Annotated in this window: 11 protein-coding genes; 9 read left to right on the forward strand and 2 right to left on the reverse strand. The window is 33.2% G+C overall.

Features of this window, described 5'->3' with window-relative positions; genetic code table 11:
- Positions 1–59: 59 nt before the first annotated feature.
- The 5 genes from J2Z43_RS06345 (at position 60) to J2Z43_RS06365 (ending at position 8,736) form a co-directional block, all read left to right on the forward strand.
- The gene (locus J2Z43_RS06345) at positions 60–3,626 is read left to right on the forward strand and encodes a DNA polymerase III subunit alpha (protein WP_209456417.1); all 3,567 of its coding nucleotides are present in this window, start codon (positions 60–62) and stop codon (positions 3,624–3,626) included.
- Positions 3,627–3,767: 141 nt separating this feature from the next.
- Positions 3,768–4,727, forward strand: coding sequence for a 6-phosphofructokinase (gene pfkA, locus J2Z43_RS06350; RefSeq protein WP_209456418.1), 960 nt, complete (start codon positions 3,768–3,770; stop codon positions 4,725–4,727).
- 75 nt (positions 4,728–4,802) lie between these two features.
- Complete coding sequence (pyk, locus tag J2Z43_RS06355; protein ID WP_209456419.1) at positions 4,803–6,563, forward strand: pyruvate kinase; 1,761 nt, start codon at positions 4,803–4,805, stop codon at positions 6,561–6,563.
- A 188-nt stretch (positions 6,564–6,751) separates the two neighbouring features.
- Entirely contained in the window at positions 6,752–8,110 is a 1,359-nt protein-coding gene (rlmD, locus tag J2Z43_RS06360; protein WP_209456420.1) for a 23S rRNA (uracil(1939)-C(5))-methyltransferase RlmD, read from the forward strand.
- Between the two features lie 197 nt (positions 8,111–8,307).
- A complete protein-coding gene (locus J2Z43_RS06365; RefSeq protein ID WP_209456421.1) occupies positions 8,308–8,736 on the forward strand; it encodes an N-acetylmuramoyl-L-alanine amidase in 429 nt (142 codons plus the stop codon).
- A 182-nt stretch (positions 8,737–8,918) separates the two neighbouring features.
- Here the strand turns inward: J2Z43_RS06365 and J2Z43_RS06370 are convergent, their stop codons facing one another.
- Positions 8,919–9,404, reverse strand: coding sequence for a ferritin-like domain-containing protein (locus J2Z43_RS06370; protein ID WP_209456422.1), 486 nt, complete (start codon positions 9,402–9,404; stop codon positions 8,919–8,921).
- 109 nt (positions 9,405–9,513) lie between these two features.
- Here J2Z43_RS06370 and J2Z43_RS06375 point away from each other — a divergent pair, with 109 nt between their 5' ends.
- Together J2Z43_RS06375 and J2Z43_RS06380 are read left to right on the forward strand one after the other, a co-directional pair.
- Positions 9,514–9,699 (forward strand): DNA ligase-like domain-containing protein, encoded by a 186-nt coding sequence (locus tag J2Z43_RS06375; RefSeq protein ID WP_234926118.1) that lies wholly within the window; start codon positions 9,514–9,516, stop codon positions 9,697–9,699.
- 20 nt (positions 9,700–9,719) lie between these two features.
- Positions 9,720–9,905, forward strand: a complete 186-nt coding sequence (locus tag J2Z43_RS06380; RefSeq protein WP_209456423.1) for a hypothetical protein — start codon at positions 9,720–9,722, stop codon at positions 9,903–9,905.
- A 465-nt stretch (positions 9,906–10,370) separates the two neighbouring features.
- On the opposite strand, the gene J2Z43_RS06385 is transcribed toward J2Z43_RS06380, so the two are convergent.
- Complete coding sequence (locus J2Z43_RS06385) at positions 10,371–10,901, reverse strand: CatA-like O-acetyltransferase (RefSeq protein ID WP_209456424.1); 531 nt, start codon at positions 10,899–10,901, stop codon at positions 10,371–10,373.
- Between the two features lie 136 nt (positions 10,902–11,037).
- On the opposite strand from J2Z43_RS06385, the gene J2Z43_RS06390 reads away from it, so the two are divergent.
- Both J2Z43_RS06390 and J2Z43_RS06395 read left to right on the forward strand, forming a co-directional pair.
- A complete protein-coding gene (locus tag J2Z43_RS06390) occupies positions 11,038–11,484 on the forward strand; it encodes a YmaF family protein (protein ID WP_209456425.1) in 447 nt (148 codons plus the stop codon).
- A gap of 336 nt (positions 11,485–11,820) precedes the next feature.
- Positions 11,821–12,618 carry a pseudouridine synthase gene (locus J2Z43_RS06395; protein ID WP_209456426.1) on the forward strand — a complete coding sequence of 266 codons (798 nt, stop codon included), beginning with the start codon at positions 11,821–11,823 and terminating at the stop codon, positions 12,616–12,618.
- The last annotated feature ends 329 nt before the right edge of the window (positions 12,619–12,947 follow it).

Consider the following 12,947-nt stretch of genomic DNA (forward strand, 5'->3'; position numbering starts at 1 on the left):
ATAAAGAGTTTTAGTCTAAACTTTTATGGTAAAATTATTATACAGGAGGGGATGTCTAAATGAGTAAAGATTTTGTTCATCTTCATGTGCATACGGAATATAGTTTGCTAGATGGATTTTCAAGAGTTCCAAACCTTATAAAAAGGGCCAAAGAACTGAATATGAGTGCAATTGCTATAACTGATCATGGGAATATGTTCGGAGTTATAGATTTTTATAAAACGGCAAAAAAAGAGGGTATCAAACCTATAATAGGTTGCGAGGTGTACACAGCACCGAGAACTATTAGGGATAAAGACCCAAATTACGATAAACATCAAGGGCATTTAGTACTCCTTGCTAAAAATATGCAGGGATACAAAAACTTGATAAAGCTTGTGTCAATTTCCTATACAGAGGGATTTTATTATAAGCCAAGAGTCGACTTGGAGGAATTAGAAAAACATAGCGAAGGAATAATTGCATTGTCTGCTTGTTTGGCTGGTGATGTCGCCAAATCGCTAATGAATAGAAACTACGACAAGGCAAAATTCTACGCAACAAAGTACAACGATATATTTGGTGAAGGCAATTTCTACCTTGAAGTTCAAGATCACAATATCCCAGAGCAAAAAGAGGTAAATGCCGGAATCATAAAATTATCTAAGGAGACCGGTATACCATTAGTTGCCACAAACGATATACACTATGTAAGAAAAGAGGATTCTAAGACTCACGATGTACTTATGTGTATTCAGATGGGTAAAACAGTAGACGATCCAAATAGGATGAGATTTGGTAGTGAAGAATTTTACTTAAAGTCTAGAGAAGAGATGGAAGAGGCTTTTTCTTATATAGAAGAAGCATTAGATAATACTGTTAAGATAGCGGAAATGTGTGATATAGAGTTTGATTTCAACACTATTCACCTTCCTAAATACGATGTTCCTGATGGAAAAACTCCAGAGAGTTATTTGAGAGAGCTTTGTTTTAAAGGACTTGAAGAGAGATACGGAGAGCCTGATCAAGAAGCGATAGACAGACTTAATTTTGAGTTAGATGTAATAGTGAAGATGGGATATGTAGAATACTTCCTAATAGTTTGGGATTTTATAAATTTTTCAAAGCAAAACGATATATTAGTAGGACCGGGAAGGGGTAGTGCTGCTGGATCGATAGTTGCATACACACTTAAAATTACCGATATAGACCCAATCAAGTATTCACTTCTGTTTGAGCGTTTCTTAAACCCTGAACGTGTGTCAATGCCCGATATCGATATCGACTTCTGTTATGAGAGAAGAGAGGAAGTTATCGATTATGTTAAGAGAAAATATGGAGAAGACCATGTCGCCCAGATTATAACATTTGGAACAATGGGAGCAAAAGCTGCTATAAGAGATGTTGGAAGGGTATTAGATACTCCATACAGCAAAGTGGATAGAATTGCAAAAGAGATTCCATTCGCTTTAGGGATGACTATAGATAAAGCTTTAGATACCAACCCAAATCTACAATCTATGTACGATGAAGATGGTGAGACTAAAGAGATATTAGATCTATCAAAACAGATAGAAGGTATGCTTAGACATGCTTCTACACATGCAGCTGGTGTAGTTATATCTAAGGATTCTGTAGATGAGTACGTTCCGCTTTATAAACATCAAGATTCTATTACTACTCAGTTTACTATGACGACATTAGAAGAGCTTGGACTGCTTAAAATGGACTTCTTAGGTCTGAGAACCCTTACAGTTATAAATGATGCTCTTGAATTAATTGAGAAAAATAGAGAAGCTAAAGGTTATACAGAAGTAATAGATTTTTCAAAGATGGATTATGACGATCCAAAAGTGTACGAGCTTTTGGCATCAGGTAATACACTTGGGGTGTTCCAACTCGAGAGTGCTGGAATGAGGAGCTTCATGAAGCAACTTAAACCAGATAAATTTGAGGATATTATAGCCGGTATTTCACTTTATAGGCCAGGCCCAATGGATTCAATACCAAAGTACGTAGAAAATAAGAATAATCCAGAAAAAGTTACTTATCTTCATGAAAAACTTAGACCTATAATGGATGTTACCTATGGATGCCTTGTTTATCAAGAGCAGGTTATGCAGGTAGTTCGTGAGTTAGGTGGATACAGTTATGGTAGAAGTGACCTTGTTAGAAGAGCGATGAGTAAGAAAAAAATGGATGTAATGGAAGAAGAGAGACAGTACTTTATACACGGTAAATACGATGATGAAGGCAATATCGAGATCATGGGATGTGTAAGAAATGGCGTGCCTGAAGAAGCAGCAAATGAGATATTTGACGATATGATAGATTTCGCAAAGTACGCATTCAATAAGTCGCATGCCGCTGCATATGGAGTTTTGGCGTACGAGACAGCATATCTGAAGACGCATTATCCTGTTGAATTTATGGCTGCCTTAATCACTAGTATTATGGGAAATACCGACAAAGTTGTCGAGTATATAAGAGAGTGTAAGGCTATGAATATAGAGGTGCTTCCTCCAAATATAAATAAAAGTTTTTCAAAATTCTCAGTTGAAGGAAATAATATAAGATTTGGATTAGCAGCAGTTAAAAACGTCGGTGTGAATATAATAAATAATATTATAGATGAGAGACAAAATGTAGGCGAGTTCCCTGATTTTATGGATTTTATTAAAAGACTCGATCAAAAGGATACAAATAAAAGAGTTATAGAGAGTCTTATAAAATGTGGGGCATTTGATGATATAAGTGGAAATAGAGCGGGCTTAATGTCTGGATATGAGCCTCTTTTAGATAGTATAGCAATGGATAGAAAGAAAAATATAAAAGGGCAGATTTCGTTATTTGATGGACTTGGAGACGCTGAGGAAAACAATGGAATTCAAGATTTATATACAATACCAATTGTAAAAGAATACGATGAAAAAGTAAGGTTAGGCCTTGAAAAAGAAGTTCTGGGAATGTATGTAAGTGGACATCCACTTTCTGAGTACGAGGAAGAAATTTTAGAGAGAACTTCTACAGATAATGGAAAATTGAACGCATTAAAAGAAGATGAAGAAAACTTCTTAAAACTAAATGAAACTGATGTAATAATGGGTGGTATGATAGTTAAAAAATCGGTAAAAACTACTAGAAAAAATGATTTAATGGCATTTGTAGATTTAGAGGACCTTTATGGATCTATAGAAGTTATAGTTTTTCCTCAACTGCTTCAAAAGTACAATGATGTATTAAACGAAGATGGAATAGTAGTTATAAAAGGTACTTTGAGTATAAAAGAAGAGGAAGAAGCAAAACTTATAGCAAGAGAGATTAAGGATATATTAGACCATTCTGAGTTCAATGAAAATAACTACAGAAGACCAAATGGAAATTTTGTGCAGTACAACAAAGTAGTTCAGTCTAAAAAGATATATATTAAAATTGATAGTTTGAAAAACACAGAATTGACAGATACTATCACAGATATAGCATACAGACATCCGGGAAATGACGAAATATATTTATTCCCTGAAGATGAAAATAGTTCAGGCAATAAAAAAGCATATAAAATGACTGGCGTTAGTACTAGTGCTGACGATAAACTTATCTACAATTTAGAGCAAATAATGCCTGGTGGCAATATAAAAGTTAAGTAGGGATGACAATTTATTGAGTAGCGAAAAGTATCAATTACCATTAATTTATGAAGTCGAAGTTGATTATAGGAATCAATGATACTTTTTAATAAATATTAATGCAAAACTTGTTAGTATGACAAACATAAGGAGACTAAGCATATGAAAAGTATAGGCGTGTTGACTAGTGGTGGAGATGCTCCTGGAATGAATGCAGCGATAAGGGCTGTAGTAAGATCGGGAATATATTATGGGTGTAAAGTTTATGGAATCAATAGAGGCTACAATGGTTTACTAGAAGAGGATTTTGAAGAGATGAACTTATCATCTGTTGGAGACATAATTCATAGAGGTGGAACGATTTTAAAGTCTTCAAGAAGCGACGAATTTAAAACTCCTCAAGGAAGAATTAAAGCAGCTAAAATTCTACAAAAACACAATATAGACTGTCTTATTGTAATAGGTGGTGATGGATCGTTTATAGGCGCGAGTAAACTAAGTGAATTGGGTATAGCCACAATTGGAATACCAGCGACTATTGATAACGACCTAGCATATACTGATTACACAATTGGATTTGATACAGCAATGAATACTGTTGTAGACGCTATAAGTAAGATAAGAGATACTTCATCTTCACATGAGAGAGTAAACATTGTAGAAGTTATGGGTAGACACTGCGGAGATATAGCGCTTTATGCAGGACTTGCAGGAGGAGCTGAAACTATAGTAGTTCCAGAAGAACCTATTAATATAGATGATATAGCATTTAGACTTAAAACCACGCAAAAAAGAGGTAAAAGACACAGTATTATCTTACTAGCTGAAGGAGCGGATAGTGCAGGAAATCTTAAAGGAAAACTAGAAGAAGCATCTGGGCTAGATTTAAGAGTTACAATTTTAGGTCATGTCCAAAGAGGTGGAAGTCCAACTGTATTTGATAGGATACTAGCGAGCAAGCTAGGAGTAAGAGCAGTAGAGTTACTGTTAGATGGAGTCAGTGCTAGAGTAGTAGGGATAAAAGATAATAAAATAGTGGATCAAGAAATAGTAGAGGCTCTTTCTCAAAAGAAAAACTTTGATAGAGATATCTATGAAATGGCAAAGATACTTTCTATTTAATTAAATTTAACAATAAACATAAAATTTAAAAATCAACGAAATTTAATATAGGTTATGACAAGGAGGAGCAGCCTGATGTTAGATAAAAAGAATAAAACAAAAATTGTGTGTACATTAGGTCCAGCATCACAGAGCGAAGAAACACTTACTAAGCTTATGGAAGAAGGGCTAAATGTATGTAGATTCAACTTTTCACATGGAAATCACGAGGAGCAAAAAGAGAGAATCGATATAGCTAAAAAAGTTAGCGCAAAATTAAATAAACCAGTAGCAATGCTTTTAGATACAAAGGGACCAGAAATAAGAACAGGGAACTTTAAAGACCCAGAAGTGTTTTTAGAAGATGGACAAGATTTTACAATCACTATGGAAGATGTACTTGGGGATAAAAATATATGTACAGTGAGCTATAAAAATTTAGTAAACGATGTAAAATCAGGTGATATTATTCTTATAGATGACGGTTTAGTAGGTCTTAGAGTAAAGGATATTGGTGGAGATAAGATAAACTGTGTAGTAGAAAACTCAGGTATAGTTAAAAACCATAAAGGAGTCAATGTTCCAGGTGTTAAGATAAACCTACCAGCTCTTACAGAGAAAGATGTAGAGGATATTAAATTTGGAATAAGAGAAGGAATCGATTATATAGCGGCATCATTTGTAAGAAAAGCATCAGATGTACTTGAGATAAGAGAATTACTAGAAAATAACAATGCGACAGATATCCAAATAATTTCAAAGATAGAAAATCAAGAGGGTGTTGAGAATCTTGATGAGATACTAAAAGTGTCTGATGGACTAATGGTAGCTAGAGGTGATCTTGGAGTTGAGATACCGACAGAAGAAATGCCAATTGTACAGAAAATGATGATAAAAAAATGTAACGAACTTGCAAAGCCAGTAATAACTGCAACACAAATGCTAGACTCGATGATTAGAAATCCTAGACCTACAAGAGCTGAGGTCACAGATGTTGCAAATGCAATTTACGATGGTACAGATGCTATAATGTTATCTGGTGAAACAGCTGCTGGTAAATACCCAGTTGAAGCGGTTAAAATGATGGCTACAATAGCCAAAAGAACAGAGGAAACATTAGAATACGTTAAGTCACTTAAAGGTAGTGAATTTGCAGAGATAAGTGTTACTGATGCAATAAGTCATGCAACTTGTTCGATGTCAGTAGATTTAAATGCGTCATCAATAATATCTGCGACTGCTTCTGGTCATACGGCTAGAATGGTTTCTAAATTTAGACCAAAAGCTCCAATAATAGCTACAACAAGCGATGAAAAAGTAATGAGAAAATTAGCATTAACTTGGGGAGTATATCCAGTAAAATGCGGTCAAGGAAAAGACACAGATGAGGTTATAGAGCTTGCAATAGATAGCGCTAGAAGTGCAGGATATATTTCAGATGGTGAGCTTGTAGTGGTAACTGCAGGAGTGCCCGTTGGAGTTAGCGGTACTACAAATCTAATAAAAGTACATGTAATTAGCGAAGAAATAGTAAAAGGAATGGGTGTTGGCAGTCAAACAATAGAAGGTAGAGTGTGTTTGATGGACTCTAAAGGAGAAGCGGATGACTTTAAAGATGGCGATATATTAGTATCTCCAGTGATAAATTCAGGCATGAACTCTTATTTAGAGAGAGCTAGCGCAATAGTAACAGAAGAAGGTGGAATGACTTCACATGCTGCAATTTTCGGTCTTACTATGAATATCCCAGTAATATTATCAGCTACAGGAATAATAGGAAAAGTTGAAACAGGCGAAACAGTGACTGTAGATGCAGCAAGAGGTGTTGTATATAGAGGTTCATCAAGAGTATTGTAATTTCAACGAAAATTTACTATTTTAAACTAAAGCCGAAAATATTCTTTATATTTTTTAATAATTATCGACATTAAGTCTTTTATAGTACGACAATATTTGTTAAAATAAAGTATTGTGGTTAAATATGAAATAATCAACTCACCTAAAGCAATCATTGCTTTAGGTGTAAAATGTTCGGAGGAAAAAATATGCTATTGGAAAATGAGGAGTATGTCGTTGATATAGTCGACATAGGCCAAGGCGGAGTAGGAGTAGGCAAATACAATGGCTTTACTGTTTTCGTCGAGGGTGGGCTAATTCAAGATAAAATAAAAGTAAAAATAAACAAATCTAAAAAAAACTACGCTGTTGGGGATATTGTTGAAATAATAGAAGAATCTCCATTTAGAGTAGCTAGAGTATGTAGTGAAGATCTTAAAGATTGTGGTGGTTGCCAGATTCAAGAACTTGATTACAGCAAACAGCTAGAGTTAAAGAAAAATGAAGTTAAACAGGCAGTAGAAAGAATTGGCAAACTAGAGAATGTAAATATCAAAGATACTCTTGGTATGTCCAATCCTTTTAGATACAGAAACAAGGCTCAATTCCCTATACAAAACATTGATGGATTACCAGCGGTAGGATTTTATAAAAAGAAAAGTCACAATATAATCGCTACTGACAAATGTGTAATTCAACACGAAGTAAACGATAAAATTGTCAAAATAATTAAGACGTATATAAGAGCTTATAAGATAAGTTTGTACAATGAAAAAACTCATAAAGGTATCATAAGGCATTTAGTAACAAAGGTCGGATTTTCAACTAATGAAGTGATGATAATACTTGTTATAAACGGTCGTGATCTACCTTACTTAGGTGAGCTTTGTTCAGTTTTACAGGAAAATATTCCAGGATTTAAAACACTAGTGCTGAATGTTAATAAAAAAGATACAAATGTAGTGCTTGGAAAAGAGAATATAGTTGTTTATGGAGACGGAAAAATAAGTGATACTATAGGTGAATTGGAATTCAACATATCACCGCTATCTTTTTATCAAGTAAATCCAGTTCAGACAGTAGTTTTATACAATAAAGCCTTAGAGTATGCGGATTTAGATAAAGATGATATAGTATACGATATTTACTGCGGAATAGGAACTATATCGTTATTTTTAGCAAAACATGCAAAAAAAGTATACGGAATAGAAATAGTAGAAGAAGCCATACGAGATGCAAAAATAAATGCAGAGAACAATAATGTATACAATACAGAATTTTATACAGGGAAAGCAGAAGAAGTGGTTCCTAGGCTGTATAAAGAGGGTAAAACTGCAAATGTAGTAGTTGTCGATCCACCTAGAAAAGGATGCGATCAAATAGTTCTAGATACTATTGTAAAGATGAATCCTGAAAAAGTAGTTTACGTTTCTTGCAATCCTTCTACTTTGGCGAGGGATTTGGCGTATTTAAACGAGCATGGATATGAGTGTAGGGAGATTCAACCGGTTGATATGTTCCCTCATAGTACTCATGTAGAAAGTGTAGCTAAAATTACAAGAGTGTAGCTGAATTCAGAGTTTTAATTTCATGAAAATATATAAATTGCCAACGTATTGCCAACGTAAGATTTTTCTCGTTGGCAATTTATTTTATAATTAATTTTTAGTAGCGTAAGTATATGTTCCTAAAGTAGTTTCTATATTAGTATAAGCCTAACTTGCACATCCTTTACATTAGAACCATTTTCTATTAGCATTGTAGCATGCGTATGACTAGTGCTGACGGAGTAGTAGTTTTATATTGCTCTAACACAGGCAAGATGTATGCACAAAGAGTAGTAAACAAGTTGGGTACAGTATTTACAAGCAGAGATGTAAAAGATAGACCGGATTTGTACATGCTTAACTCTACGGATTGTCCTGCTATAATGATAGAAACATTCTTCTGTTATAGTAAAAAAGACAATAATATAGCTACAAAATTGGGTTATGGAGAAGTTGCTAAATCAATAGCAGAAGTTATTTTAAATAAATCAATAGAGAATGAAAATAAAAATGAAACTAAACCACAGACATACGAGAATGCGATTGTTTATAGTGGAGATAAAGACAAAGCAGTTGCTGTTATAATGAAAGAATTTATTCCTAATTCTACCATAGTGGATATAGCAGATTATAAGAGCTTTATGTAGAAATGCTTACGCTACAGGTGGGGGGGCATCAAATGGGCTAGAAAAGTATCCTGACAATGCAACTAAGTTTATAGGTAATGACTTTACTTTAAAGATACTTATAAAAAGTGGTTGAGTGGTAGGGAAATAGAAAATTGTTGTAGATATAAAAGGGTAGCTTAATTGCTACCCTATTTTGTCATTTACACTATATTTGCAAAGTGTATAAGTAAATAATTATATAAATTTATATGATTCAGCTCATCAGATATAATACTTGAAATCGTATCTCTATCAGAAGAGGATGATAAACCATTCATTATAAGTCTATATTTTTTAACGGATTCTAAATTTTCCATGAGCGCGTTTTCTAATCCAGCTACAAGATTAACTGGTGGATAAAAAACTCCTTCATATATCGGGGGATAAGACCCAGTAAGTCGAAAATATAAATTTTGTAGCGAGACAAGATGTTTTAGTTCCTCATCCCTTATATATTCTAAAAGTATTATTACTTCTTTTGCCTCAGATAGAGAAAGAGATGGTATAGGAGAAAGCTCTGATATCATAACATGATCAATCAACCACTGAAAAAATTGCAAATGTTTTTCTTTAGATATTATAGATTCACCAATCATATATATTATATTCTGTAATTGGTCAGTATTTGGGTAAAATTCTTCAGGCATAAATAACCTCCTAAATAGCTTTACTATAGATATATGTTCTAATTAAAGTTTTGTATACTTTTATTATATGCTTAAAACAACCCATCATTGACCATACTATTTTGATAGTTTGAGTATATTCGATGAAAAAGGAATCAAACAAATGTTAAAAGCGGAGATGCAAGAGGCGTTTGACTCTCCAGATTACATTTACGAATTAAAATTAGGCGGGATACGCTGCGTCGCTTATTTAGATAAAGATAGTACAGATTTAAGAAATAAAAGGAACTTTGTGGATCGAAGCCTATGCCTATAACGGATACGGCGCTACTTGTGGTGGTCTATGGATATACTCATACCGCCGCAGTAGATCCAACTATCAGTCATTATAAAGCCATTATAAAGTACATGGGCTGGAAGGACAGGGGAATAGTTACTCAGTCAGGAGTTATGAAAAATAGGGAAATTAAAGGACATTCTAGCTTAGTAGAAGCAAGGAATTTGGCAAACAGAATTCAATAAAAGTAGTGCTATGGGCCGTATCTGCTAATGGAGGGGCTGCCACATTACCGTGGCGTTATAATGAGTTAAATATAATCAATAAAAATATTAAAGGAGTAATACACTCACAATAAATGGGTCAAATTAATGCTAAAAAGAAAGAACCTTTAAATATTTAAAAAATGGCACTATAATTTAAATGTGTGCCAAATTGTTTTCAACGAGTAAATATACAATATAAAACGATACAGTAAGTAAAACTCTTTAATGTCATATGAAAGGAAAGGATCTTTAGTAATGCCTTGCTTAACTACCAACGAAATATTTGATAAAGCATTTTAATTATTCAAGACAATTTACCGTAAACGCTTACCTTTCACTTATAGACGATGAAAACACCAGCGAAACAGAGGAAATAAAAAAGGAAGCAGTAATATGCTTCCTTTTTTATATGAAATACGATTAAAATATATAATAAGAAATGGCTTATAACAGCCATTCTTCTGCTGTTAATACGAGTTTTTGCAGATCAACAAGAAACTGAGAAACATGGTAACCATCTGCGGCTGCATGATGGATTTGTACGGAAACTGGTAGTTGAACAGTATCTCCCATCTCAAAGTATTTACCAAAGTTTATGATTGGCGAGAGAAATTGATTGTCTCCGAATAAGTTCAAATTGAATCCAGAAAAACTACTCCATGGAATGCAAGATACAGGAAAGTTGTTGACTGGGCAATCCTTTTTAGGAAAGAAGCTGTGATCATTTCCGTACAAGTGCATATCCTCTTTATAATTTTGATAGAACACCTTAAATTCTTTCAAATATTCCGTCCAAAGTTCCGAAAAGGTATGTGTATCCTTATGAAAAATCGTATACGATGGGTGGACTTGTTCCCAGTATCCAACTTCTCCAGCTTCATTGACATAAGTTCGCAATTCCATTTGAGCATTTACTGCAACTGAGGCCATATACAGGACTAGGGGATAAAAAGCAAATCCCTTTGCCTTGCTCATAGTCAGAAGCTAAAACAAATAATTAAATAGAACAAATTATGTCATATTTTGTAACAATTATGTATAAAATTCATAAAATAATATTGTGAGAAGAATATTTATCTCACAATAATTATAAAAAGGAGTTAGAAATTTTATGGGTTGTTGTCATAGAAGAAATAATGAAGATAAATGTAACTGTAAAGATTGTAGAAATTGTTTCGAAAGTTGCCATTGCCGCAAAGAAAAAGAGCATGAGCATTGTGGATCAAATTGGAAACCTGATGAAGAGCAAACTCATACACATGAGTATGAAGGAAGTGTAAAAATCGCAGAACCACAAGAGGATCCACATAATCACCGTTTTGCATGTGTAACAGGAGAAGCGATTTTTACATCAGATGGAAGTCATTTTCATAAGCTTAGTAACAGAACAGATTTTTATGAAGATCACTTCCACAAGATTTGTGATGTAACAGGTCCTCCTATTCCAGTTGGAAATGGTAGACATGTTCACTTTGTAGAAGGAGACACTACAGTTGTTGATGGACATCAACATGAATTCCAATTTGCCACTTTAATAGATGATCCTATAGGAGATTAGTTACGAGCATTTAATTCTCAATGCTGTAGTCTATATAAAACCCACTTGTAAACATTTCAAGTGGGTTTATTTTATGAAGAGAAGAAAGGCATATAGTGTCAATGACGTTTCTTATAAGAGAAGCGTCTTTTTTATACCCAAAATTTAAGGAATAAATTATATAAGAAGTTGAAGGCATAGCGAAATAAAAGATACTCTTTAGGATGCTAGAATGGATGATATTTAGACATTATCTATGCTATACTTATCTAAGTATTAAGTATTAAGTATTAAGTATTAAGTATTATAATCAGATACTCAAACAATGTAATGATAATAAAAAGTGAGGTATAAGATATGAGACATGCTCATCAAGTTGGAGAAAAAGAATCAACAACAACTTCTATTATTGAACACGAAAAAAAAGAGTCAATACGACTTAATAAGTATATAAGTAGTTCAGGTCACTGTTCACGAAGAGAGGCTGATCGTTTCATAGAAGATGGTAAAGTCATGATTGATGGAGTAATAGCAGAAGTGGGATCAAAAGTATTTGATAATCAAGAAGTGTTTGTAAATGGGAATAAAATTATACCAAAACAAGATTTTGTATATATTGTCCTTAATAAGCCAACCGGCATTACATGTACTACTGATCAAGCTGACCAAGACAACATCGTTGATTATTTGAATTATAAAGAACCACTTTTTCCAATTGGCCGTTTAGATAAAGACACATCAGGACTAATATTAATGACCAATGATGGAGATATCGTAAATAAAATACTACGTTCTACATATAAACACGAAAAAGAATATATTGTAAGCATAAATGCTAACATTACACCTGCATTTATAGAACGAATGCAAAGTGGTGTAAAAATTTATAATGCGGTCACAAAAAAATATCAAATGACCAAACCTTGTAAAGTAAAAAAGATAAACTCACGAACATTTAGCCTTATTTTAACAGAAGGCTTAAATCGACAAATACGTAGAATGTGTACTGTATTAGGTTTTAGAGTGGTTAAATTAAAAAGAATTAGAGTCATGAATATTGAGTTGAAAGAAATGGAAGTAGGAACTTGGCGTTATGTGACAAAAGAGGAATTACAAATATTAAATAAATCTATTCAAAAAAGTAAAGTCAAATAACAGATAAAGACAATACGTTAATAACAATTAATGAACATAGCGATAAAAGAATAAAAATTAATTTAGATAACTTTACTGATATTGAGATAATTGCATTAAAACCTTAGTAAGATCGGCGTTATTTTTATATAATATTTTAGCATATAAAATGCTAAATAGAGTAATGTGTACAAATATAGATAGTATTTATAATACAGATTATATAAATAAGGCAAGTAACGTAATGTTACCTGCCTTATTTTAAATTCAAAAGTAACTTAAATTGAATAATGGATTACAAAGACCTATTTATTGTAATTACATATTTATTTTCTTAAGAATTATTTAGA

Origin of the sequence: Metaclostridioides mangenotii, assembly GCF_017873185.1 — a bacterium.
In the GTDB taxonomy this organism is placed as follows: domain Bacteria; phylum Bacillota; class Clostridia; order Peptostreptococcales; family Peptostreptococcaceae; genus Metaclostridioides; species Metaclostridioides mangenotii.

Coding starts and splice junctions, on each gene's coding strand:
- J2Z43_RS06345 (WP_209456417.1), top strand. CDS start 60: ATGAGTAAAGATTTTGTTCATCTTCATGTGCATACGGAATATAGTTTG.
- pfkA (WP_209456418.1), top strand. CDS start 3,768: ATGAAAAGTATAGGCGTGTTGACTAGTGGTGGAGATGCTCCTGGAATG.
- pyk (WP_209456419.1), top strand. CDS start 4,803: ATGTTAGATAAAAAGAATAAAACAAAAATTGTGTGTACATTAGGTCCA.
- rlmD (WP_209456420.1), top strand. CDS start 6,752: ATGCTATTGGAAAATGAGGAGTATGTCGTTGATATAGTCGACATAGGC.
- J2Z43_RS06365 (WP_209456421.1), top strand. CDS start 8,308: ATGCGTATGACTAGTGCTGACGGAGTAGTAGTTTTATATTGCTCTAAC.
- J2Z43_RS06370 (WP_209456422.1), bottom strand. CDS start 9,404: ATGCCTGAAGAATTTTACCCAAATACTGACCAATTACAGAATATAATA.
- J2Z43_RS06385 (WP_209456424.1), bottom strand. CDS start 10,901: ATGAGCAAGGCAAAGGGATTTGCTTTTTATCCCCTAGTCCTGTATATG.
- J2Z43_RS06390 (WP_209456425.1), top strand. CDS start 11,038: ATGGGTTGTTGTCATAGAAGAAATAATGAAGATAAATGTAACTGTAAA.
- J2Z43_RS06395 (WP_209456426.1), top strand. CDS start 11,821: ATGAGACATGCTCATCAAGTTGGAGAAAAAGAATCAACAACAACTTCT.